Source organism: Psychrobacter sp. ASPA161_6, assembly GCF_051970285.1.
GTDB classification, from domain to species: Bacteria; Pseudomonadota; Gammaproteobacteria; order Pseudomonadales; family Moraxellaceae; genus Psychrobacter; species Psychrobacter glaciei.
The window spans coordinates 1,046,919-1,069,995 of record NZ_JBEFNJ010000001.1 but is presented as its reverse complement, the minus strand read 5'-3'; the positions used below and the strand labels follow the sequence as shown (position 1 = coordinate 1,069,995).

Below are 23,077 nucleotides of genomic sequence, written 5' to 3'. Positions count from 1 at the left end.
TTTTTTAGACAATACGCAGTGAAATTTTTGACGCCTAGTCGTTCTAGGTTAGACAATTTCGCCATGTATTGGCAAAAAATAGCCCTGCCCTGAAAGGCTGATACTAAAATCACCCCAAACGTTGTTGTAAACCTAGCTAAGGTCTCGACATTATCGTCGGTTTACGCCTGATTTGATAAAACGTTTGATGCGATTTTAGCGATCAGCAGTCCTAATATTTGAATGTTCAATAGACCCTAAGTTAATCTTTAAATAAAAGAGTATTCAAACAAGCTTATAATCCGTTTTTCACTGTACGGAAGTAAGCTACAAATAAAAGCACCTGACTCATAACTAATGAGTGTTGGGTGCTTTTATCTTTATATACTGCTACAACCATAGCCATTAAGTATAAACGAGCCACCAATGCCAACTGTCACGCCATCACGCTCCATACCGCCGATTGATACTCGTTATACGCGTATTATCGCCATCGCATTACCGGTATTGTTGGCTAACTTGGCGATGCCGCTACAAAGCGTGATTGATACCGCCATTGTCGGTAATATGAATGACACTGCTAAGCTTGCTGGTATGGGGTTGGCCATACAGTTATTGTCTTTGTTACTCGTCAGTTTTAACTTCTTACAGTACGCTTCATCTGGACTATCAGCTCAAGCGTTGGGACAATCAGTCAGCCATGCTGACAGTGCTAAAAACACGACGACAGAACAGTCAAGTCTGCTTGCTTCACCACTGCTGTCTATTTTGCAACGTGCTTTATTGTTAGCATTCATCATCGGCACACTATTACTGCTGGCAAAGCCATGGTTGATTGATTTTGGCTTAAGAGCCTTATCTGCCAACCCTAACAGTGGCCTTGCTGCCAAAACTTATTTGGACGTACGTTTTTGGGGCGTCATCGCTGAGCTAATGAATTTTGCATTTATAGGCTGGTTTGCGGGTCAAGGTAAGACACGTTACATGCTCTACCAACAAGGCTTTATCGCCCTACTTAATATTATTCTCACTCTATTCTTTGTCTACGGACTGCAAATGGGGTTGGTCGGTGTGGCACTAGGTACTACTATAGCCTTTTGGTCTGGCGTGTTACTGGCCTTATGGTTGAGCCGCCAACATCTGCAGATATCTTGGACGGCGCTGTTTACAGCTGATCCTAAGCATTTTGCGAAAGAAAAAATGCTTAGGCTATTTTCGCTTAATAAAGATATCTTTATTCGTACGCTGATCTTAACGTTAAGCTTTGCTTGGATCACTCGTCTATCTGCGCAAAGTGGTGATGTAATTTTGGCTGCCAACGCTATTTTATTGCAAGTATTGAGCATTTCAGCCTTCGCCCTCGATGGCGTAGCAGTATCCGCTGAGACCTTGAGCGGTCAAGCAGCAGGACGACGCGATTGGCCACGGTTTCGTATTATCGTCAAACGCACTGGCGTAGTCAGCTATGGGCTTGCCATCGTGCTAAGTGCCCTATGGTGGCTTGCCATGCCAACTTATTTGCAGCTTATGACCAATATTGAACCGGTCTTTGCCCTTGCCTATGACTACCATCTTTATGCAGTGCTATTACCGCTGGTCGGTGTTGGCGCTTATTGGTTAGACGGCATATTCTTTGGCTTAACGGCGGGTAATGTCATTCGTAACGCCGCCCTTATATTGGCAGTGGTGTTTTTCCCACTGAGTTGGCTACTCTATCAGCAGTGGGATATGACTGGTATCTGGCTTAGCGTCTGGTGTTTGTTGCTGCTAAGACTTATTATTCTCGGTGGATTTTTATACCGTGCATGTCAAACCGGTAGCTATGAAAAATTACAGCCCAATGTTTAGCATCGATTGCCTAAAGGTTTATTTACCTAAAAAAACAGGACTTTCTTAGTCTTATCAAATAAAGACCGACCATCAATTATAAAAATACAGTCAGAAAAATCAGGATGTCATGTGACTACTCATTCAAATGAACTAAATCATCAACAAGCGGCTCACTATGATTGGACAGAAGGCTTTAAGAAGAGCCTGCCAGTCGCGATGGGCTATCTGCCTGCGGGCATCGCCTTTGGTGTGCTGGCGCAAGTTGCTGGCATCCCTGTGTGGGCGACGATTATGCTCAGTATTATCTTGTATGCGGGCGCGGCGCAATACGCCTGTTTGCCCATGCTAAGTGCCGGTCTACCGATTGGTAATATTGCGACAAATATTGCTGCTATTAACTTGCGTCACGTATTTTATGGCATGCCATTGCTACAGTATTTACCGAAACAAAAACTTGCTAAAACATACTGCTTATTTGCCCTGACTGATGAGACTTTTTCAGTCATGACCAGTTTACCCAATGAGTCGAGACAAGCTCTGATCTTACCTATTAGTTTGTTTAATCAAAGCTGGTGGGTGCTAGCGAGTACGCTTGGTGTGATGATAGGTAGCACGCTCAGTGACTTAATACCACATTTGGATTTTGCCTTAGTATGTCTATTTGTAATTTTAGCTTATGAGCAATTTCAGAGCATCAAGCGCTATTTCCCTATCGGTATTGCCGTAATTGCTTTAGCCGTTGCCTCCTTATTTACTAGCAACTGGCTGTTATTGGTCGCGATTAGCATTTGTATGCTAATGATTTTGGCACGCGGGTTCTGGACCAAACGCAGCTTAACAGGAGGAAGTCATGACCAGTAGTTATCTAATTTTTGCTACCTTTGCCATGGCTGCTGTCACTTTTATCACTCGCGCCCTTCCCGCCTTGATACCCAAAAATCTGCTGGATACACCATGGTTACATCGCCTAAATGAAAGCTTGCCGTTATCCGTGATGGTACTGCTTGTTTTGACCAGCCTCTCTTACCAAGATTTATCAGCGCGCACTGGCCTGCAAAGTGCAGAGCTGCATTTACTAATGGCACAAATCGGTGCTTTACTTCTGGTATTATTGGTCTATCATTTGAGCCGTCAATTATTGGTCAGCATGGTTGTCGGCATTGCTGCGATTAATGGTTTGCTTTGGCTATTTACTCAACTGGCTTAATCGCTAATAACTATTTATAGTTAGGTCAATATAAAAAAGAGACAGCGTGACTGACATAAATTTTTTGCAGCCTCTGCCTGCATAGGCACAGCAAGCAAGAAAAATTTGTGCCAGTCACGCATCATAATGTCGTGTACCTATTTTACTTAGTATCGACTATGTTATGTTTCATACAACAATGCGCACTTTTACTGTCTGCAATGAATTAACGGCACACTGCCGCAAAATTTGCTACTATTTAGTTTTTATTTTTATCATCTAGGTAATATAATTATGGCCAAGAATGCCCTACAAGCTCAACTTTTAAAAGCGGGATTGGTTGATAGCAAAAAAGCCAAAAAGATAAGTAAGCAATCTGAACATGCCAAGCGCACTGGTGATGTGTCCAATGTGGAAGCTAAAAAAGCGTTGGCAGCAGCCCAAGCGAAAAAGCTGGAGAAAGATCAGAAGCTGAATCAAGAAAAACAGCAGCTTTTAGAAGAGAAAATGCTAAAGGCCAATATCGTCCAAATGATTAGACAGCATCAAATCACCGATACACAAGGTGAGGTCAATTATCAATTCGTTGATGACACTAAAGTCAAAAAAATCTCTATTACGCAAAAATTATATGATCAAATCGTGGCCGGTCATGTGGTCATTGCACGCTTGGAAGAAAGCTATGCCCTGCTTCCTCGCCCTTTAGCCGATCGTATAGATACAAAATTGGAAGGCTTTATGGTGGTGTCTAACGATACCTCAGACAATGCGTTAGCGGATGACGATCCTTATGCCGCCTATGTGATTCCAGATGATCTAATGTGGTAATCCTACCAATAAAGCGCTATATATATTCCCAAGATCACCTCTTACCATAAATAGCGGTTTTCAAAGGATATCTCTTATTTTAAGCAATAAAAAAGGCTGGATTCTATCAAGAATCCAGCCTTTTTGTATTCAGGACTTTAAGTATTTAGAGGCTTAAAGCTCTTCTACACCCATCATATCTACGGGGGTATCAGCCACTATTTGTACGCCTTTTTTACCGGTCTTAGCGGTATCACTGCGCTGCTCTTGCAGATGCTCAAGATAGGCTTCATTGATTTGCCCAGTAATATAGCAACCATTAAATACCGCACAGTCAAACCCTTCGACTTTGCTGTGTTTGGTATCTTTTACCGCTTCGATCAAATCGTCTAAGTCTTGGAAAATCAAGCGGTCAGCACCAATGATTTTACGTACTTCTTCAACGCTATGTCCTGAAGCAATAAGCTCACTACGCACTGGCATATCGATGCCATAGACGTTTGGATATTTTACGGGTGGCGCTGCACTGGCAAAGAATACTTTACGTGCACCTGCATCACGCGCCATTTGGATGATTTCATGGCAAGTAGTGCCGCGAACGATTGAATCATCGACCAGTAAAACGTTTTTACCTTTAAACTCTAACGGTACAGCGCTAAGCTTTTGACGCACTGATTTTTTGCGTTGCTGCTGGCCTGGCATAATAAAGGTACGACCGATATAACGGTTTTTCATAAACCCTTCACGGTACTTGATATTCATCTTGAGCGCCAGCTCCATCGCTGAGGTACGCGAAGTATCCGGAATAGGAATGACCACATCGATATCGTGATCTTCACCCCATTCTGCAAGAATTTTATCACCAAGCTTCTCACCCATACGCAGACGCGATTTATAGACTGAGATATTGTCCATAATAGAATCTGGACGAGCGAAATAGACATATTCAAAGATACAAGGCGTATACTCTTGCTGCTCAACGCACTGATATGTATGCAGCTGATGGTCTAAATCAATAAAAATCGCTTCACCGGGTTTGACATCACGAATGATGGTAAAACCAGAGCCAGTCAATGCAACTGATTCTGAGGCAACCATATATTCTGTACCGCCATTGGCTGCCAAACGCTCACCAAAGATGAGCGGACGAATACCGTTTGGATCACGGAAAGCAAGCAAGCCATGACCAGTAATCAAGGCAACGACACCATAAGCGCCTTCGCAGCGGCTGTAGACCGCTTTTACCGCTTCAAAAATATCATCAGCCGTTGGGTGTGTTTTGCCCAAATTCTGCATCTCATGCGCAAGTACGTTTAACAATACTTCCGAATCTGAGTCCGTATTCAGATGACGACGGTCTTCTTTGTATAAGGCTTTAGCCAAGCTTTCAGCATTGGTTAAATTACCATTATGTGCCAGCGTAATACCATAGGGTGAGTTGACATAAAACGGCTGAGCTTCTGCACTGCTTGAGCTGCCTGCCGTCGGATAGCGCACATGACCGATACCAAATTTACCAACTAGCTTCATCATGTGGCGATTCATAAAAACGTCACGTACCATGCCGTTTTCTTTACGCAAATAAAGCCGACCATCTTGCAAAGTCACGATACCTGCCGCGTCTTGCCCACGATGCTGTAGCATTGTTAAGCCATCATAAAGAATCTGATTAACTGGCTCATGAGCTGCAACTCCAATGACTCCACACATAGTTATATCCTATTTTGAACCACACATTAGTAAAACAATAACGGCATAATCTTGACAGTGTTCTATAAAAAACAGCTATCTAACCCTTGCCGCTGACCTGATGATGTTGCTTAAGCTTAAAATCTTGATGACAACTTCCTTGCTGAGGTATAGTCGGCAAAGTCATCAATCATTCATAAATCGGAATTTATGAACCCTAAATGCTATCAAATAACTTTTTATCAAGGATGAATTACAAAGACTCAGTCATGATTTTTAGCATCACATTGTTTAAAAAATAATGCTCTAAAAACACAAGCTTTAAAATGACAGTCTTTGGAGTTTTAATTGGTAATATCAAAATATATGTAAGTTTGGCATGTTAGAAACGCAGGCCTTAGGAACAAAGAATAAGTCTAAGGCAAGTTCTAAGCATTAAGACTGGTTGACTTGATCCCAAGCCATACCGAGCACATCTGAGACCAAGGCTTTGCCCATCGGTGCATAAGGCAGTAGTTCAGGCGCGAGCACCGAGGTTTGCCATTGCGGCATTTGTACCAATAGTGGTGCGCTAACACTAAGCACAACCAACACCATCAATACATTTTTGGCTGCCCCAAGGACACCACCTGCCATTTTGTCCACTACGCCCAAACGCAAGGTTTTTAGCACGCCTGAAAATACAAAAGCCACTAGATGCATAATCGCTAATATAACAATCACAACGATTAAAAAGGCCATTGCCATTTGTAAGACAGGAGCTTGTACAACACCTGATAACTGCGGAGCAACTGAGCCTGCCAAGCGTGTGGCAGCAATGAGAGCAATAAACCAGCCTACCAGACCTACTGCCGTCTTAATGAGTCCTACCTGAAAGCCACGCCATAGGCCAATCAAGACCACAATAGCAATCACGATGTCTAGACCACTCATATATAACGCCTCATTTTTAGTGGTTGTCTAACCTTCCATGGCATCGTAATAGCCACCAATCGCTTGAAGGCAAGACTGTACCAGCCCAGGACCTCGATAAATCAGCCCAGTATAAAGCTGTACCATATCGGCACCTGCTTCAATCTTTTTAACCGCTTTGGCACCGCTATCAATACCACCCACGCCAATCAAAGCCACTTTACCATCCAGCTGATCAGAGAATTGTTGTAAAATTTGGGTGCTAATGTGGCTCACTGGACGACCAGATAAGCCACCGGCTTGGTCACCATCTTGCAAGTCTTCGACACCGACGCGGCTCAATGTGGTGTTGGTAGCTATCAAACCATCAATCTCAAAATCTAACAACTGCTGTGCAATATAATCCACTTGTAGCGGCTCTAAATCAGGGGCTACTTTTAAGACCAATGGCACATAAAAACCATACTCTGTTGCCAATTGATTATGACGGTTTTTAATCGTATCAAGTAGCTGCGTTAACGCTTCACCACTCTGCAAATCACGTAAGTTTTTGGTATTTGGTGATGAGATATTGACGGTAATATAAGAAGCGTGTGGATAAACCCGCTCTAAGCAATAGACGTAATCATCAGCGGCTTGTTCCACTGGCGTACTGGCATTTTTACCGATATTGATGCCGATATTACCTTTATATTTACAGCCTTTGACGTTTTCAATCAGATAATCAACGCCCTGATTATTAAAACCCATACGATTGATAATAGCATCGGCTTGCTTGATTCTAAATAGTCGTGGCTTATCATTACCAATTTGTGGTCTTGGCGTGACCGTACCCACTTCTATAAAGCCAAAGCCAAGCTCGGCAAGTGCGTCGATATAATCGCCGTTTTTATCCAACCCTGCGGCAAGACCGACTGGATTATCGAATTGTAACCCCATACAGTCTGTGGGTTGCATCGACTGACCATATACCAAACCTAAAGCACGCGCTTTATGAGCTTTATCTAATAAAGATAAAGTCATCTCATGGGCGTGTTCGGGATCCATCTTAAATAAAAAAGGGCGAAGTAAGGCATAAGACATAGTAACGACAGACCCTGCTCGAAAAGCAATGATGAATGAGAAAAACGAAAGAGGTTAAGCGCAGCGATTATATCAGCTTAACAGAAATAAGACCAAAGTTTCATACAGCAAATTTCTATTCCAAAAAGTCAATAAGCGCTGCTAAACACCGTATCAAAATGATATGAGATTGCCCATATTATGGCACAGGTCGCCCATCTGTTAAGGCGATCCAACCTCGTATAATACGATAAAGGTGCCAAATAAAGGTAAGGCCCATAATAATAAAACCAACACTGACCAATAAAAACGAACCGATGGCTATATTGCTGCTATCAGCAAGCATGCTGACACCAAAACCGCCTAAAGCAAACGTGATGATAAGAATGCCTATGATAAACCAGACGATACTGTACCAAAACGTCTTGATTTGCCAATCAAAATGTGTAGCGAGCCATGAGCCGTCCGCATCGTGGCGCTTAGCATAATTCATGATAATCGGCACAACCCACAATAGACCAGCCGTAAAATAACTGATCACATACAATAGATAGGTGATGTGATTATAAGTGGTCAAAGAACGGCGTTTACTGTCACTCATGTTGCCGCTTATATTATCGTTTATCATGTGTCTTGATCCTTAACAGGTCATATTATAATCAGACGTCTTAATGTTCACATTAGTCTGTTGACGCAGATGCTTATCCATTCAAGCTCAGGAAAACATTTTATAGAAAATAATTTATAGAAAATACCTATCACTAAAGCGTGCCATAAAACTTTAATTGTGTCGGATAGGATGTTTTTCAATGAAGTTCAATTCAAAATATGAAGCAATAACAGCGGGTGAAAGTAATGTTAATAAAACACGGTTTACGCTGTGACTTTTCTTATGCAGAAAATCCTAAGCGTATCATCGGTTCAATATAATTTGGATATAAGGAAGTCTGATTTATATAGAATTGACTATGATTCTAAGAAGTGACAGTCGCTTGTACCTCAATGGCTTTGGTGGTTGCGTCCTGTTGCATCGAGAGCTGAGTAAATTGCCAACCTTGCTGTTTAAGTTTACCAAGTGCCGCACTCACAACCGCCTGACTGGCATTGGTAAAGCTCAGTTGAATTGCATCGCCAGCCGCGACTACTTGTGCATCTGTAATACCCGAAGTATTTAACAGCGCGCTGACAGTACTGGCAGGTGGCATAGCGGCTGCCCCATCTACAGTATTAACCGTATTACTATCAATATTACCCGCTTGCGCGCGCAGCCAAAAATAGTCGGCAACCTGCTCTTGATACTCACTTTTGCTATCGCTTGCAGCTTGATGAACCGTATAACCGCCGTAGCCACCCACAAACAACAGCAGAAAAGCAGACAATATGGCCAATGCTAATTGATCGCGTGGAGACAATGCCTGCCAGCGTGATGATAGGACATTTTGATAACTATTCACCCGCTCTGAAAAAGCGCTTGCTTTAGGCGCGGTGGTGCTACGTTTGGCACGGCGCTGTAATCGTTTCATTCTCTAACCTTTATTGCCAATAGTTTGCGATCAAGTGACTACTATAATACTTATTGTCATCAAAAATATATCAGTCATAAGAAGTTGAAATTCTCAGCGAGCTTAAGATGCTGCTACCTTATCTGCACCAACGCTTTCTGGCGTAATACCTTCTTCATTTATACTCACAGTAATTTGCCCACTAAACTGCCCTTGCTCATTGCTATTTACCCGTTCTAACTTGGCCGTTAATCCTTGTGTGAACAGGGTATTGGCAAATTTATCAAGGCTATCTCGGTCAGGCGCAATCAAGGTAAAACTGAGCGCGGACGGTTGCATAACTAGAGACTGTGCCTTTAAGGAGGATTGCTTAATCAGCGGTGATATGCGTGATAGCACGGCTATATGTGGGGATGCTTGACCATTGGTACCCAGTTTTGGCGCCATTTGCGTGGTCAAATTGGTGCGTGGGTTTAGACGTTCATCAGGAAACCAAGACTGATATTGATTAGTAATCGCTGTTTTTGTTGCAGCCGTCGCTTGATTATATTGATAAAACTGCACCCCATCTGTCGCTATTTGCAGCACTAGGGCTGACAGCGCCACCATCATTGCTACACGTAGGTAAGGCGATAATTGCGAATCGGTTGATTTGATAAAGAAATTAAGCGCATGACGTTCAGGGCTATCAATCGGCTTTGGCGTACTGGTTAACATAGTCAATAGCAGCTGATGATCTGCGATAAGCGCGGCTGTTTGTGCCGAAAAATCGGTGGTCGTTACTGGGTTTTGCAAATCGATACTAGGATCAGATTTTGTAGCATCAAGGTCTGAAAAATTGATATTACCAAAAGCTTCAATGCTTGGCACCACCATCACTTCACTCAACTGCGGAAAGCGCTCAAAAATCAACGGTAAATAGCTGACCGCCATCCCTTGATATAATGATTGGCGTAGCAGCATCGTCTGGTCATCTTGATATAGAGTGATTTGCTGCCCCGCGCCTTCTTCTGGAACTGGTAACAATAAAAAATCAGGCAGTAATGCCGCGATACTCATACCGACAAGTTTGGCACTTTGCTGCCATGCCTCAATATCACCCTGCGCGAGCGCATATAAATACTGGCTATCAGCAAGGCTGGTTTGCCGTATTGCCAATTGCTCAACAGGGGTCAAGGACGTCTCTTCAAATAGATACTGCTTACCGGTATTGCCCAATTGCTTCAGCTGAGCACCATTAAGCTCGGTATCCACTTGTAATACGTGGCTTGACGGAAAGTACAAGCATACTTTTTTATGGCTATTGGATTTATAGCTGTTATAAATGTCATGCAACTGTTGCCAGCCAGCAACTGACTGCCATTGTTGTACGTCTTCATGCCAGACAGCTAGCGGACTGTGCTGCGCTCTTAACCAAACATGTAACACTAAGTGTGTCCTTAATTATATCAAAGCTGTAAAATAGCAAACTTATACGTTCTGTAAGCGCCCATGACCATGTTTATGTTTAAAACATCTTAATATTTTTAAACAGGGTCATGATGAATAATATTACTACTACTAAATATAGTCATTCCAATATGAAAAAGATACAGCGGGACTGGGATGAATTTTTTGCAGCCTCTGTCGGTGTAGGCACAGCAAGCCAGAAAAATTTATACCAGTTTCGCATTATGAAATAGCGTATCCATTTTATTTAGGATCGACTATAGCCAATGAAAGAGCGATATCAATACGGTTGCTCAGGTACAAAGCGATCGACCTCGGTTGCCATTCCAGACATGATGAAATCCATCTCAAATACTCGTGCTTCTGCCAAAGAAAACGACTCCGGATAATCACCCGTTAATAAGCCGGCGAGATTGGCGACGATAGACATATGACACACCACCACGAGACACTGCGCCTCAATCTTTGCTATATCGGTCAACGCACTATGAGCATCGTCAGAAGGCGTTATATTATCTTGTACCGTTGCTGGTATTGTAGGCGCATGCGCTTGCAGCTCTGCTAACGTTTGCTGCGCCCTATCATAAGGACTCACGATAAAACGATCGGGCCTATAATTGGTCGTGATATATTCTGCAGTTTGCGCGGCTTGCTGCTGCCCAAACTTGGTCAGCTGACGAGCGCTATCTGGACGCGTTTCGTCTTCTGCTTGACCGTGACGCACTAGTATAATTTTCATAACTTTCCTTGTCTATAGCTTGCCTTTTTATCAGCTGCCTTTCTATAACCTGCTTTGCCACTGCCTGACCTTACACATTTTCAGCAATACACATTTCTAGCAATCATTTTACTTAGAGTCGCTGTCTTTATCGCTACTCTCGTTTTTAGAGGTACTATTGGCAGCTTTCATTTGCGCAGTAAGGGCAGCATTGCTATGGTCATGAGCCATCACAAACTCGACGTCACTACGAAATCCCGCTTCCATCAAATGAAGCGCCACACCTAGTGCTGCTTTATCTTCATAAATGACCGCATAAAGTGCATGGGTAATCGGCATATAAATACCGTCTTTAGTCGCTTTTTCGTGAACTTGCTGAATAGTATTAACGCCTTCAGCAGTCTGACCCAGCTTTTTGACGGCGGCATCGATACTCATGCCACGACCAAGCATATTACCGATGCGGTAGTTACGGCTTAATTCTGAGCTGCAGGTTGCGTATAAATCACCAACACCTGATAACCCTAAAAACGTCAGTGGATTGGCACCGGCTTCGACACCAAAACGACTCATCTCTGCCAGCGCGCGAGTTAATATCATAGCTTTGGTGTTCTCACCCACTTCGTAGGCAGCCGCCATACCCATCGCAATAGCATAGATGTTTTTGAGCGCCCCGCCCAGCTCAACACCGCGAATATCATCGCTGGCGAACACTCTAAAGAAGGCACTATGCAGTGCTGCTTGTACAGCATGACGTAGTGGTTCAGACTCACTCGCAATCACTGTCGCAGACGGCATATTTTTCATAATTTCTATAGCAAGATTGGGCCCTGACATAACGCCAAAATTCACTTCAGGCAACACCTCTTTGATAATATCACTCATCATGGCAAAAGTGTCTTTTTCCATGCCTTTCGTTAGCGACACAATAGACTGCCCACTGATAAAGGGCGCGATGTTTTTCAGCGTTTCACGAAAGGCCAAGCCTGGCACTGCAATAAAGATAATGTCGGTATCTTTGACTGCTGACGCTAGATCATGACTGTACTTCAGGCGGTCATCAAGCTTGTGACCGGGCAGGTATTTCTTGTTCATCTGCGTTTTTTGCATCGCCTTGACGGTACGCTTGTTACGAACCCACAGCGTGGTATCACAACCATTACGCGCGGCTAGGTTCGCCATCGCTGTACCAAAACTACCACCGCCCAAAAATGCCAAACGCAGCTTGGTAGGATTACTATGAATCTCTGCCATGTTTTTTGCCACCGCAGACTCTACCGCACTAGGATCTAGCTTCTTACGGCCAATACCAGATTTACTAGCTCGTCCAATGATACCCGACAACAGACTGTTTTGTTTGTCAGCTGCTTTATTACTCTCGTTGCTACTATTTTCATTGGTATCTTTGTTGGCATTGGTATTGCTGTCATTAGCGCTTGTCATATGCATTTATCCGTATTGACTGACTTATTATTAATAATATCTTTAGTGCACAGCTACTGAGACCAGTTATGTTTAATAAGTAACCAATCTTAGCTCGGTAGCACTCAAGTATGTTTATGGCTCAAAGCGGACCAGCGGCTCGATATCAATAGCTTTGCGTGTGGGTTCGTCTTTAGGGCTGGTGCCAGTATAAACAAAAGCCGTGACATAATCATCTGCACTTACGCCAAAATATGCTTTTATAGCAGGTTCGTTACACAGTAAGCCTGTGCGCCATACTGTGCTAAAGCCTTGCGCTTTTAAAGCCAGAATAAGATTTTGAACCGCAGCGCCTGCACTTAACATTTGCTCGAAATGCGGTACTTTTTTGTGTTCTTGCATCTGAGTAACCACGGTAATCACAACTGGTGCACGCAGCGGCATCGTCTGCGTTTTTTGCACTGTTTTCTCAGAGAGCACCTCGCCCTCTTCTGTCGCCTTTGCTTTTGCTGCTTCGACAAGGGCACGCCCTAAATCATGACGAGCATCGCCCGCAGTCACGATAAAACGCCATGGACGCAGTTTTTTGTGATCAGGCGCGGTCGCAGCACACCCAATCGCTTCTTCAATCTGAGCGCGCGTTGGTGCAGGAAGATCTAAGTTACCCACGCTACGTCTTGAATTGATCCAGTGAATCAGCTCGTCGCTAGTAAATGGCGTACTCTCAGTCGTTAGTGCTTTAATCGATATTTTTTCATTTTTCTTTACTTGATTGTCTGTTGTAGAATTAGTTTCGTCAGACTTATTCATTATTCACCCTTATTTATTATTGATATTGACTGCTACTGTTTATATCAGCAGATTATCCCGTTATAAATATGATTAGACAATCGTAAAACCGTAAACGAAAAACCAAGCAGCCTTTACCCTCTCACTTTAAATAGTGATCATACCATCAAGCCACATCTGCATTTTCAACACGGTGCTCCATTTTTAAATAATCTTCTGACTGCATCTCAAGCAAGCGCGAACGCGTCCGTTCAATCTCAAACGCCAGTTTTTCGCCTTGATACAGCTCAAGAATTGATTGCTCTGCTCGAATCAGTAATTTTACGCGGCGATCGTAAAACTCATCGACCAGATAGACAAAACGCCGCGTCGGATCACGCAGGTCATCATCCAATGATGGTACTGAATCGACTAAGACCGTACTAAATTGTTTCGCAAGCTCAATAAAATCAGCAGCCGAACGTGGCTCCATACATAAATGACGGAAGTCGCAAAATAAAACATCTTCGGTGCGAGCATTAATCTTAATTTGACGACCATTAATAGTAATAGGCTCATTACTGATTTTTTGATTATTAGATAAACTCGCAAAACGGTTGGCCAACCAATGGTGGTTGGCTTTGGTCATGGGAGATTCATACAGCTCTGCTTGCTGTAACACGCGCAAACGATAATCGATACCGGAGTCAATATTCATCACGGCGGTATGGTGCTCAACTTCAGCGATAGCGGGCATAAAGCGATCGCGGTGTAAACCGTCTTTATAGAGTCCTGCTGGCTCAATATTTGAGGTAGCGACCAATGTAATACCACGATTGAATAGCATGGTAAAGAGATCGCCCAAAATCATCGCATCAGAGACGTTAGAGACAAAGAATTCATCAAAGCAAATAATGACTGCTTCTTTGTAAATGATGTCAGCCACTTTCTCCAGTGGGTTACTTTCGCCTTGTATGGCGTTTAGCTCACGATGAACGCGCTGCATAAAATGATGGAAATGAAGCCGCATCTTGCGATCAATCGTCAAAGAATCATAAAACATGTCCATCATCCATGTCTTACCACGGCCAACACCGCCCCACATATACAAACCTTTTGGGGCAGCCGGCTTAGATTTTAAAAAACTAAAAATGCCTTTTTTTTGTTCCACGCGACTGGTGAGCTGGTGATGTAGCTCATCAAGATAGCTCATGGCCTGATATTGCTGCTCATCTCGAGTAAACTCATCGGTACTGACGGCTTGCTCGTAACGTTGCAATGGAGATAAACTCATAATACGACTCATCATTTAAAAAGATAAATATTAGGGCGTGTTTGATCCTTCGATCATGACACTGACTATTTTTCAGGCGATTCGACGTTAGAGACAGTAAGGCAATATTTCTAAGCGCCTATTTTCAACAAAGAAGGTGGTGAAACTTATGAGGTGACTTGATCTTCAATGCTCATCAAAACTATGCTGTTGCAACAGTTTTTTTAACTCAGATAAGCGACCGTGAAAAAAATGTCCAGCGCCGTCCACGACACTGACTGCTAGACCTAAACGTTCTGCAAATTTCTGCATATTATCAGGATCAATCACTTCATCAGCATTGCCATATATCTCAAAGGTTCTGTCAGCTGGCAAGCTTAAATCTTCGCTGTCGTTTTTTTCAACAGACGGAGCGATAAGAGCAATTTTAGTAATCTCAAAATCACTTAACCCCCAAACATGAGAGGCTTCGAGCACCTGCTCAGCCGCACGCGCAATCACGTAACCACCGAAAGAAAAGCCGCCAAGCCATAGCTTGCGCGCATTGGTTTGTTCTGCAATCCATTGTAGCACGGTCATTGCATCCACCACCTCACCTTCCGCATAATCATGCTCGCCAGTCGACTGACCAACACCGCGAAAGTTAAAACGGACCACGTGCATACCGTTATCACGCGCAAAGCGGTACATTGTGGTGACCACTTTATTGTTCATCGTGCCATCAAACAGCGGGTTGGGATGACAAAGCAGCGCCACCGTGTCGGTATTCGGATCGTTAGGATTGTCTTGTTGCCATAGCGCGTCAACTTCGAGCACGCCAGCAGGAGCAGGAATTAATGGCATAAAATTACTTACTAATTAAAAATGAATACCTCAATTATCCTAGATATGATTTTTATTTCAAGTGATTTGCTGTGTACGCCTCAGGTTTGTGGCAGGTGTACATGGTTTTGTCATAAATAATAGCTTGGAACACTTAGGGCGTGTCATCAATTAGCACATGGATACATTTAGTGGTCTTAAAATCTAAATGATGACACGCCCTAGTAAAATTAGGATAATTTGCTTGGCTGCAACGTTAGCATGTAATACAAGCGCAATACCGAACACAATAACTGCCTAGACACCCCAGACTGCAATAGGTTAGATTTAATCTGTCTTTTAATAAACAAAATACTTGCCCTACTTGTCTTTAGTTTTTATGATTAATTTATAGAAAAGAGGAATAATTTATGAATACTGTTAATAAAACTGCCACCATTACTGCTACTTTAGCGACTGCGCTTGTTTTGAGTGCCTGCCAGAGCACGCCTTCCTCACCAGTCATTCAACGTGCCAACTCTATTTACGAGACTACTGGGATAGCGGACAGCAAAGTAAAAGCTCAGCAAAATGCGCTTGATAGCGCGAAGGATACTTGTCGCAGCAAACAAGTGATTATCGTTGATGACAAAGTTGCTTATAATGGTATTTTAGATGAGCGCACGGGTCGTATGGTCGGACAAGCGAGTGCGGTTATCGGTTCTATCTTTGGCACGGGCTCACCCAATTTGTCACGCGATGATGATTATGAGTATAAGATCAACTTCCGTTGCCAATAAAAGAACCATTATCAACTGACAAAGTTAAAGCATTCTACTAAACTTTGAAGCTAAATGAATGAGTTGATAAATACGTAAGTAGCCCTAGCTTTGCCTTGTGCTCAATAAAAATAACGGTATTTGGTGTAAAATATAATAGGGTTTGGCCAGTAAATCAGCGATGAAAATAATATATTGATCGCTGACTTACTGGCTTTACTTTTTGTAGCTGCGATTTTGGGGTAAACTACCCTGTCTAATCTTCTACGCCCCCTACTCAGTTTCTTAGTTTTCAGAATCCTTGTTTTTAGAATCCTTATTTTTAGAATCCTTATTTTTAGAACCCTTGTTTTTAGAACCCTTGTTTTTAGAATGCTTGTTTTTAGAATCCTTATTTTTAGAATCCTTATTTTTAGAGTCCTTATTTTTAGAATCTTTGTTTTCAAAACCCTTGGTCTACTATTATGCGCAAACCCAATCTTTCAAATACCAAACCAGCAAAAGTGTTAGCGCCTGCCAAAGATTTAGCGACGCTGGAGGCCGAACTGGCGGAACAAGAAGATCATTTAGAAGATACGGTCTTGCGTTTGAGTGACTATTTATCAGCGGTTGAGATGGTCATCAAACAAACCTTTGACCACCGCGTATGGGTGAAGGCTGAAATTCGTAATCTGTCTAGCAAAGGTGGGCATTATTACTTTGAGTTGGCTGAAAAAGATGAGGAAGGCAAAGTAGTCGCCAGCTGCCGTGGCAACCTTTGGCGCTTTAAAGCTGCACGCGTATTGGCAAAATTTGAGCGGGCGACTGGCATGCCTCTTGAGCGCGATTTGACTGTATTACTCAAAGTATCCGCAGGTTTTCATGCACAATATGGCTTCTCTATTACCATTGAAGACATTGATCCTAGCTATACCTTAGGGGATTTGGCACGGCAATATGCCGAAATGGTCGATCGCTTGACTGGTGAAGGCTTATTGCAGCTCAATCAGCAGTTGCCTGTACCCTTTGATATCGAGCACGTCCTAGTGATTGCTCCCGAAAAGGCAGCAGGTTTAGGTGATTTTCAAGCCGATGCAGATCGCTTAGCGAGTACAGGCGCTTGTCAATTTCACTACCATCACGCGACCTTTCAAGGTAATCATGCCCCAAGCGAGATTCGCCAAGCCATCGTCAGTGCTCAGCAACAATTCCAAGATACTTATCAGCGCCTGCCTGACTTATTAGTGATTATTCGTGGCGGCGGCGCGGTGGGAGATTTGGCTTACCTCAATGATTACGAGCTTGCCGCACTGGTCGCTGAACAGCCTGTTCCCGTTTGGGTTGGTATTGGTCACGAGCGCGATAAAGTGATTTTAGATGAAGTGGCGCACAGCAGCTTTGACACGCCATCCAAAGTGATAGCGGCCATTAGTAGCCATTTAGCACAACTGGTCACGCAGACTTTACATTATCAAGCGCAAATCAAACAAGCCGCCCAGCGTCAACTCAATATCGCGGAGCAACAAACGGCGCGACAATTGAGCCAAATGCAGTCGCGTACCATCGGTCAGCTAACCGCGCTGCAAAAAGACAGCGACTATGCGTGGCGTAGTATTCAGCAGAGTGCGCAGCGGCAAGTAAAGCAAGCGGCGAGACTGACAACTGAGTTACACACACAGACGCAAACCCTTGCGTATCAGCAATTAGCCAGCGCCCATAACTATAGTAGCATCTATCAAAAAACCATCATGCAGAGCGCTCAGCAGCAGCTGATACAGGCACAGCGTGATAGCGCCCATCTGCGTGATATCGTACTTTTGCACCGACCGTCTCGTGTGCTCAAGCAAGGCTATACCATGCTGACTGATGATAAAGAAAAACAGATACTCACCAGCAGTACACAGCTTTATCCTGAGCAAACTATTCATATCGTCTTAAAAGATGGCAAGGCTAAAGCTCAGATTATTGATGTTAATATTGAGAAAAAAGCGACAGAAATCTCAGAGACACCAACTGAACCATATAATAATATCTAAAGATTACTTATCTACTTACTTTTACTTTAAAAATTAGGAAAACCCATGACGACTCCTACTCGCAAGCGCAAAAAAGCCGCTCCAAAAACCTTTAAAGCGGCTTACGATATTCTAAAAACCAATGCGGCTGAATTACAGCAACAAGACGAGCCTGATATCGACAATTTGATGACTACGGTGGAAGAATCAATTGCTGCTTACCGCGTTTGCGAGACACGCATCAATGCCGTACAACAAGCATTAGATGCAGCTTTTGCTGAAGAGGTAAAAACTGAGGAATTAGATAGCTAAATAGCTAAATGGCATCTACTCAGGTTCATCAACCTCGAAAACTTGGCGCAGATAGGCAAGATAAGTATCATTGTTAATCATGGTCTTGCCTGGGCTATCAGACAGTTTAGCCACAGGTTGTCCATTGCACTCCACCAATTTTAGTACGATGTTAATCGGCGTGATGCCCATGTCATTGGTGAGATTGGTGCCAATACCAAAGCTGGTTCTGATACGCTCTTTGAAGTACTGATGCAACTCCCACGCCTTTTCAAGCGTCAAACCATCACTAAAGGTTAGAATCTTTGTCTTAGGGTCTATCTTTAGCTTTTGATAATGAGCAATGGCTTTATCACCCCAGATATACGGATCGCCGCTGTCATGGCGCAGACCGTCGAAAAGCTTGGCAAAATACAAATCAAAATCACGCAGGAATGCGTCCATGCCAACGACATCGGTCAACGCAATACCCAAATCCCCACGATATTCATGCACCCAAGATTCGAGTGCTGCTTTTTGTGAGTCACGCAAGCGTACATCTAATGCCTGAAAAGCTTGCATAAACTCATGCGCCATCGTCCCTATTGGTGTCATCCCAAGCTGCTTTGCCAAATACACGTTAGAGGTGCCGCTAACAATTTTTGGCTCAGCTTTGTGCAGGGTTTCTACCACATGCGCTTGCCAGCTTTTGCTAAAGCGTCGACGTGTGCCAAAGTCTGCAACGATGAACGGTGGCTTATCTGTACTTTGTTGCTTTGCATACTGATGCAACAGCGCAACCTTGTCATCCAAGCGCCTTTGTCCTTCTTCTATCACGCTAGGGCTCGATAAGGCATTGAAATAAAGCTCGTTGACAATGGCCAACACAAATACTTCAAAGAACATCGCCTGAATCATTGGCCCTTCGATATCGATCAACAAGCGCCCTTTACTGTCCGTACTGACGGTAATAAAACGGCGCTTAAGTTTAAACAACTCTAAATAATCGACAAAATCAGAACGGATAAAGCGTAACCCACGCAAATATTCCAGTTCATCTTCTAAGAAGCGCAATTCACATAGCATATCTAATTGCTGCTCTAACGACTCTTTAATATCGGCCAGTGGATAAACCGCCTCACTATTATTACGGCAGCGAAACCGATAGACACCGTGGGTCTGCGGGAACTGGTGTAACATAGCTTGTAGCATGGTAAATTTGTACAAATCGTTATCAAGTAACGAGGTAATAATAGGTGCAGAAGTGACCGTCATGTTACAACCTTAAACGCAAAAGTAAAAAATCCATATTGCTCAATAGCTAAGCGATACTGACTAAATGATATCTTAGGGCTTCTAATAATAAATGCTCATGAGCCTTTAAAAGACCGTTCAGTATAACGATATTTGTTGTTTTTTGCAGGCGTGACTACCCCTAGCAGCAAAAATCATACGATAATCAAAAACGTCTATAAAAACTGCTGCTTAGATTGGTATAACAAAGACGTTTGGAGTGACCTCAACGTGAATAAATCCATTATTAGGCTTTAGCACGCATAAATTGAGCGACATAGTCATCGGCAGGATTGTCTCTTAATTCACTAGGCGTGCCCGTTTGCACCAAGCGACCACCATTTAAAATACTAATACGCTGACCCACTTTGACCGCTTCATCGATATCATGAGTAATAAAGACAATGGTCTTATTGAGACGGTCTTGTAGCTCAAGCAGCTGATCCTGTAGTTGGGCACGAATAAGCGGATCAAGTGCAGAGAACGCTTCATCCATCAGCAAAATCGGATTGTCAGTCGCTAAGGCTCGCGCCAGCCCTACGCGCTGCTGCATACCGCCCGACAGTTCATCAGGGTAGCTGTGCTCTAGATTGGGAAGCCCTACCTCATTAAGCCAATGACGCGCAACTTCATGACGTGCTTCCACGCTCATCTTACGGACACGTAAGCCATAAGCCACATTTTGTATGACGGTCATATGCGGCATCAAGCCAAAATGCTGGAACACCATGCTGACGGTATTCTGACGATATTGCTGTAACGCCTTATCATCCAATTTTAGAATATTAATAGAGTCGCTTGAGTTGGTATTGTTTATCCCGTCTGTATTAGCGGTTACTGGTGCAGCAGCAGTCGATGCCTTTTCTTTTGCTATGCCTTGTGCTTTTGATGACAGGGTTTTAGAGTTAATAGTGGTGTCGACCCATATCTTGCCGCTGGTTGGATCAATCAAACGGTTAAGATGACGTATCAAGGTCGATTTACCTGAGCCTGAGAGTCCCATGATGCAATGCAGCTCCCCCGCTTTAATCGCCAAATTAACATCGTAAAGCCCGACTGAATAGCCAGTCTGCTTTTTGACAGCGACACTATCCATACCATCTGCTAGTAGTTTCAACACTGATTGTGCTTGCGACTCATTAGCATTATAAATTTTGCTGATATTCTCTAACTGGATATGATTCATAGCTATTCTCATTATTGTTTAACCGATAGGACGTTTGCCAGCTTCAATGGTCTTTTGCCGCGCGCGTTTTCCTTGACCAAAAGCTTGGCTAATACGGTCAATGATAATCGCCACAATGACAATGGCTGTACCCGCCTGTAGTCCTTGACCGATATTGAGCGTCTGAATAGATTGTAAGACGTCTTCTCCCAGACCCGGCGCACCAATCATAGACGCCAGTACGACCATGGCAAGCGACATCATCACTGCCTGATTGATCCCAGCCATAATACTGGGCAACGCTTGTGGTAACTTGATCCAAATGAGTAGCTGAAAATGGGTACTACCGAACGAGCGCCCTGCTTCGATCATTTCATGATTGACCTGCGTGATGCCCAACGTCGTCAAACGAATAAGCGGCGGCAAAGCATAAATAATCGTGGCAAATAATGCTGGCACTTTACCAATACCGAATAGCATGAGCACGGGGATTAAATAGACAAAGCTTGGCATGGTTTGCATCACATCCAATATCGGCGTGACAATTTTTCGGAGCAGACTGCTGCCCGACATAGCAATACCAATGGGAATACCGATCACCACCGTCACCAAAACGGAGACGATCAATAACGCTAAGGTATCGATTAAAGCGCCCCACAGTCCAAACGCACCGATTAAAAACAGTCCTGCCCCGCAAGCAATGGCAAACCATACTTTGCGCACCCCGAACCATGCCAATACGGTCACCAGACCAATAATTAACCATGCTGGAATTACCGTTAATAGGCGCTCAATAGGCAACAACAAATAGGTCAAAGTGACGCTACTGATACTCCGAAACACATCACCATAATCTCTAACCACAGTCGCTAAGGCTTTATTAAGTGGCGTCTCAAGGGACCATGACGGAAAGCTGGAGGTTAGTGCTAGGAAGGCGTTACTTGAGGTGGCGTCATTCAACGGTGCATTGACACTGGTATTGCCTGTGCCATCGTTCGTTAGATTAATACCTAAATTGGCAGCAAGATTTTCAGCGACTTCTTTGGGTAACCATGCTTGCCAAACATTAGGATTGGCACGTAAAAACTCAAGCGCCTGTTCATCACCACTGCGCTTGCTTTCACTCATCTCTAAAATTGCACTGTTTAGTTGGTCTGGCGTGAACTGAATTTTTTCAAAGGCACTTGCCAATTCAGGATTGTCATTGATAAAAGGCGTCGATGCAGCAATCTTAAGCGGGGAGACAGGAAAGCCAGAGACACAATCCAAGGTACCATCAGCCAGTAACAAGTCTTGCCAGCACTCATCTTTATGGGCAGGGAACGCTAGCGGTGCAAAATCGTATTTGGCGATGAGCCCCGTTGGCTGCCAATAGTAAAATAGTAGCGGTTTTTTTTGTTCAAAGGCGGAGGCAATCTCAGCATCGAGTGCTGCACCAGTACCTGGATGGGCATTATTAAAAACAGCATCTAAGCCAGTATTTTTGAGCAGTCGGGTGTTAAAAATCTCACATGCCCAGCCCGACGGACAGTTCATAAACCGTGATTTACTAGGATCTTCTGGATCTTTAAACAACTCTGCATACTTAGGCAAATCCTGATAACGACGCAGTCCCGGATTGTCATCCATGATATATTGAGGCACGTACCAACCTTGAGTAGCACCGCCCTGCAGCGTATCGCCAATGACCGCAACTTTGTTGTCATTGATGGCCTGCTCCATAATTGGTGAGCGCCCAATCCATTGTTCGCCGATGATTTGAATATCGTTTTGCGACAATGCGGTCTCGAGTGCAGGTCCTGCCCCAGGTACTTCTTCGATCGTGCAGTCGTAACCACTCTCAGCAATATATTTGAGTATCCCAGTCGTAAACTGACCACTCTCCCAAGTCAGCGCGCCAAATTTGATCGGTGATGCGCAAGCGGCTGACGCTGAGACCGGCATTAACAACACGCTCATACACAGTAAACTTAACGCAATCCATTGGCGCATGGGATGTCCTATATGTCGTTATTAAAATGAGTTATTTCGATGTCAAAGTCAGGTATCAATATTAAGTTATGAACCACTTGGCTGATAGCAAATGTGGACTTAATCTTTATTTCTCATTAGAAATATAAACTTACCATAACTACCGTCTAGTAATATTAAGAAATGTAGCGACATATGAGAATGATT

The 23,077-nt window shown here is 43.6% G+C and carries 21 protein-coding genes; 7 read left to right on the top strand and 14 right to left on the bottom strand.

The genetic code is table 11. The features are described 5' to 3' along the window. Positions 1–405 precede the first annotated feature (405 nt). The 4 genes from ACTQ9T_RS04390 (at position 406) to ACTQ9T_RS04375 (ending at position 3,823) form a co-directional block, all read left to right on the top strand. Entirely contained in the window at positions 406–1,827 is a 1,422-nt protein-coding gene (locus ACTQ9T_RS04390; RefSeq protein WP_440464184.1) for an MATE family efflux transporter, read from the top strand. Positions 1,828–1,938: 111 nt separating this feature from the next. Beyond that, positions 1,939–2,670 carry an AzlC family ABC transporter permease gene (locus ACTQ9T_RS04385; protein WP_440464183.1) on the top strand — a complete coding sequence of 244 codons (732 nt, stop codon included), beginning with the start codon at positions 1,939–1,941 and terminating at the stop codon, positions 2,668–2,670. Next, positions 2,660–3,016 (top strand): AzlD domain-containing protein, encoded by a 357-nt coding sequence (locus tag ACTQ9T_RS04380; protein ID WP_201592464.1) that lies wholly within the window; start codon positions 2,660–2,662, stop codon positions 3,014–3,016. Before ACTQ9T_RS04385 ends, ACTQ9T_RS04380 begins: the two co-directional genes overlap by 11 nt. 273 nt (positions 3,017–3,289) lie before the next feature. After that, the gene (locus ACTQ9T_RS04375) at positions 3,290–3,823 is read left to right on the top strand and encodes a DUF2058 domain-containing protein (RefSeq protein WP_439293271.1); all 534 of its coding nucleotides are present in this window, start codon (positions 3,290–3,292) and stop codon (positions 3,821–3,823) included. 153 nt (positions 3,824–3,976) lie between these two features. Here the strand turns inward: ACTQ9T_RS04375 and purF are convergent, their stop codons facing one another. The 11 genes from purF to ACTQ9T_RS04320 form a co-directional block, all read right to left on the bottom strand. Further along, complete coding sequence (purF, locus tag ACTQ9T_RS04370) at positions 3,977–5,512, bottom strand: amidophosphoribosyltransferase (RefSeq protein WP_189581646.1); 1,536 nt, start codon at positions 5,510–5,512, stop codon at positions 3,977–3,979. Between the two features lie 414 nt (positions 5,513–5,926). Continuing rightward, complete coding sequence (locus ACTQ9T_RS04365) at positions 5,927–6,424, bottom strand: CvpA family protein (RefSeq protein ID WP_010198340.1); 498 nt, start codon at positions 6,422–6,424, stop codon at positions 5,927–5,929. Positions 6,425–6,451: 27 nt separating this feature from the next. Next, positions 6,452–7,486, bottom strand: coding sequence for a quinone-dependent dihydroorotate dehydrogenase (locus tag ACTQ9T_RS04360; RefSeq protein ID WP_194618650.1), 1,035 nt, complete (start codon positions 7,484–7,486; stop codon positions 6,452–6,454). Between the two features lie 178 nt (positions 7,487–7,664). Continuing rightward, positions 7,665–8,093 (bottom strand): DUF4870 family protein, encoded by a 429-nt coding sequence (locus ACTQ9T_RS04355; RefSeq protein ID WP_189581640.1) that lies wholly within the window; start codon positions 8,091–8,093, stop codon positions 7,665–7,667. A 346-nt stretch (positions 8,094–8,439) separates the two neighbouring features. Next, on the bottom strand, positions 8,440–8,988 hold the full coding sequence (gene gspM, locus ACTQ9T_RS04350; protein ID WP_440464182.1) for a type II secretion system protein GspM: 549 nt from the start codon (positions 8,986–8,988) through the stop codon (positions 8,440–8,442). 102 nt (positions 8,989–9,090) lie between these two features. Continuing rightward, on the bottom strand, positions 9,091–10,395 hold the full coding sequence (gene gspL / locus ACTQ9T_RS04345) for a type II secretion system protein GspL (RefSeq protein WP_440464181.1): 1,305 nt from the start codon (positions 10,393–10,395) through the stop codon (positions 9,091–9,093). A 301-nt stretch (positions 10,396–10,696) separates the two neighbouring features. Then, positions 10,697–11,155 (bottom strand): phosphohistidine phosphatase SixA, encoded by a 459-nt coding sequence (gene sixA, locus ACTQ9T_RS04340; protein ID WP_194618656.1) that lies wholly within the window; start codon positions 11,153–11,155, stop codon positions 10,697–10,699. Positions 11,156–11,263: 108 nt separating this feature from the next. Then, positions 11,264–12,577: an NAD(P)H-dependent glycerol-3-phosphate dehydrogenase gene (locus ACTQ9T_RS04335; protein ID WP_194618657.1), complete on the bottom strand. Its 1,314-nt coding sequence runs from the start codon at positions 12,575–12,577 to the stop codon at positions 11,264–11,266. Between the two features lie 114 nt (positions 12,578–12,691). Beyond that, positions 12,692–13,366 carry a nitroreductase family protein gene (locus ACTQ9T_RS04330; RefSeq protein ID WP_194618658.1) on the bottom strand — a complete coding sequence of 225 codons (675 nt, stop codon included), beginning with the start codon at positions 13,364–13,366 and terminating at the stop codon, positions 12,692–12,694. A gap of 145 nt (positions 13,367–13,511) precedes the next feature. Further along, positions 13,512–14,618 (bottom strand): cell division protein ZapE, encoded by a 1,107-nt coding sequence (gene zapE / locus ACTQ9T_RS04325; protein ID WP_440464180.1) that lies wholly within the window; start codon positions 14,616–14,618, stop codon positions 13,512–13,514. 165 nt (positions 14,619–14,783) lie between these two features. Then, a complete protein-coding gene (locus tag ACTQ9T_RS04320) occupies positions 14,784–15,440 on the bottom strand; it encodes an alpha/beta hydrolase (protein WP_010198309.1) in 657 nt (218 codons plus the stop codon). Positions 15,441–15,829: 389 nt separating this feature from the next. Between ACTQ9T_RS04320 and ACTQ9T_RS04315 the strand changes: the two genes are divergently transcribed. The 3 genes from ACTQ9T_RS04315 (at position 15,830) to xseB (ending at position 18,483) form a co-directional block, all read left to right on the top strand. Beyond that, a complete protein-coding gene (locus ACTQ9T_RS04315) occupies positions 15,830–16,198 on the top strand; it encodes a hypothetical protein (protein WP_440464179.1) in 369 nt (122 codons plus the stop codon). A gap of 443 nt (positions 16,199–16,641) precedes the next feature. Beyond that, entirely contained in the window at positions 16,642–18,192 is a 1,551-nt protein-coding gene (xseA, locus tag ACTQ9T_RS04310) for an exodeoxyribonuclease VII large subunit (protein ID WP_440464178.1), read from the top strand. 45 nt (positions 18,193–18,237) lie between these two features. Continuing rightward, positions 18,238–18,483 (top strand): exodeoxyribonuclease VII small subunit, encoded by a 246-nt coding sequence (gene xseB / locus ACTQ9T_RS04305; protein ID WP_010198302.1) that lies wholly within the window; start codon positions 18,238–18,240, stop codon positions 18,481–18,483. Positions 18,484–18,498: 15 nt separating this feature from the next. Here the strand turns inward: xseB and pncB are convergent, their stop codons facing one another. The 3 genes from pncB to ACTQ9T_RS04290 all read right to left on the bottom strand — a co-directional run bounded on the left by pncB (position 18,499) and on the right by ACTQ9T_RS04290 (position 22,891). Then, positions 18,499–19,716, bottom strand: a complete 1,218-nt coding sequence (pncB, locus tag ACTQ9T_RS04300) for a nicotinate phosphoribosyltransferase (RefSeq protein WP_440464177.1) — start codon at positions 19,714–19,716, stop codon at positions 18,499–18,501. Between the two features lie 265 nt (positions 19,717–19,981). After that, on the bottom strand, positions 19,982–20,920 hold the full coding sequence (locus ACTQ9T_RS04295; RefSeq protein WP_440464176.1) for an ATP-binding cassette domain-containing protein: 939 nt from the start codon (positions 20,918–20,920) through the stop codon (positions 19,982–19,984). An 18-nt stretch (positions 20,921–20,938) separates the two neighbouring features. Then, positions 20,939–22,891, bottom strand: coding sequence for a glycine betaine ABC transporter substrate-binding protein (locus tag ACTQ9T_RS04290; RefSeq protein WP_440464175.1), 1,953 nt, complete (start codon positions 22,889–22,891; stop codon positions 20,939–20,941). Positions 22,892–23,077: the final 186 nt, after the last annotated feature.

Coding starts and splice junctions, on each gene's coding strand:
- xseA (WP_440464178.1), top strand. CDS start 16,642: ATGCGCAAACCCAATCTTTCAAATACCAAACCAGCAAAAGTGTTAGCG.
- ACTQ9T_RS04315 (WP_440464179.1), top strand. CDS start 15,830: ATGAATACTGTTAATAAAACTGCCACCATTACTGCTACTTTAGCGACT.
- ACTQ9T_RS04335 (WP_194618657.1), bottom strand. CDS start 12,577: ATGACAAGCGCTAATGACAGCAATACCAATGCCAACAAAGATACCAAT.
- ACTQ9T_RS04290 (WP_440464175.1), bottom strand. CDS start 22,891: ATGCGCCAATGGATTGCGTTAAGTTTACTGTGTATGAGCGTGTTGTTA.
- ACTQ9T_RS04355 (WP_189581640.1), bottom strand. CDS start 8,093: ATGATAAACGATAATATAAGCGGCAACATGAGTGACAGTAAACGCCGT.
- ACTQ9T_RS04360 (WP_194618650.1), bottom strand. CDS start 7,486: ATGTCTTATGCCTTACTTCGCCCTTTTTTATTTAAGATGGATCCCGAA.
- zapE (WP_440464180.1), bottom strand. CDS start 14,618: ATGAGTTTATCTCCATTGCAACGTTACGAGCAAGCCGTCAGTACCGAT.
- purF (WP_189581646.1), bottom strand. CDS start 5,512: ATGTGTGGAGTCATTGGAGTTGCAGCTCATGAGCCAGTTAATCAGATT.
- ACTQ9T_RS04320 (WP_010198309.1), bottom strand. CDS start 15,440: ATGCCATTAATTCCTGCTCCTGCTGGCGTGCTCGAAGTTGACGCGCTA.
- ACTQ9T_RS04380 (WP_201592464.1), top strand. CDS start 2,660: ATGACCAGTAGTTATCTAATTTTTGCTACCTTTGCCATGGCTGCTGTC.
- xseB (WP_010198302.1), top strand. CDS start 18,238: ATGACGACTCCTACTCGCAAGCGCAAAAAAGCCGCTCCAAAAACCTTT.
- gspM (WP_440464182.1), bottom strand. CDS start 8,988: ATGAAACGATTACAGCGCCGTGCCAAACGTAGCACCACCGCGCCTAAA.
- ACTQ9T_RS04295 (WP_440464176.1), bottom strand. CDS start 20,920: ATGAATCATATCCAGTTAGAGAATATCAGCAAAATTTATAATGCTAAT.
- ACTQ9T_RS04330 (WP_194618658.1), bottom strand. CDS start 13,366: ATGAATAAGTCTGACGAAACTAATTCTACAACAGACAATCAAGTAAAG.
- ACTQ9T_RS04365 (WP_010198340.1), bottom strand. CDS start 6,424: ATGAGTGGTCTAGACATCGTGATTGCTATTGTGGTCTTGATTGGCCTA.
- ACTQ9T_RS04375 (WP_439293271.1), top strand. CDS start 3,290: ATGGCCAAGAATGCCCTACAAGCTCAACTTTTAAAAGCGGGATTGGTT.
- ACTQ9T_RS04390 (WP_440464184.1), top strand. CDS start 406: ATGCCAACTGTCACGCCATCACGCTCCATACCGCCGATTGATACTCGT.
- sixA (WP_194618656.1), bottom strand. CDS start 11,155: ATGAAAATTATACTAGTGCGTCACGGTCAAGCAGAAGACGAAACGCGT.
- pncB (WP_440464177.1), bottom strand. CDS start 19,716: ATGACGGTCACTTCTGCACCTATTATTACCTCGTTACTTGATAACGAT.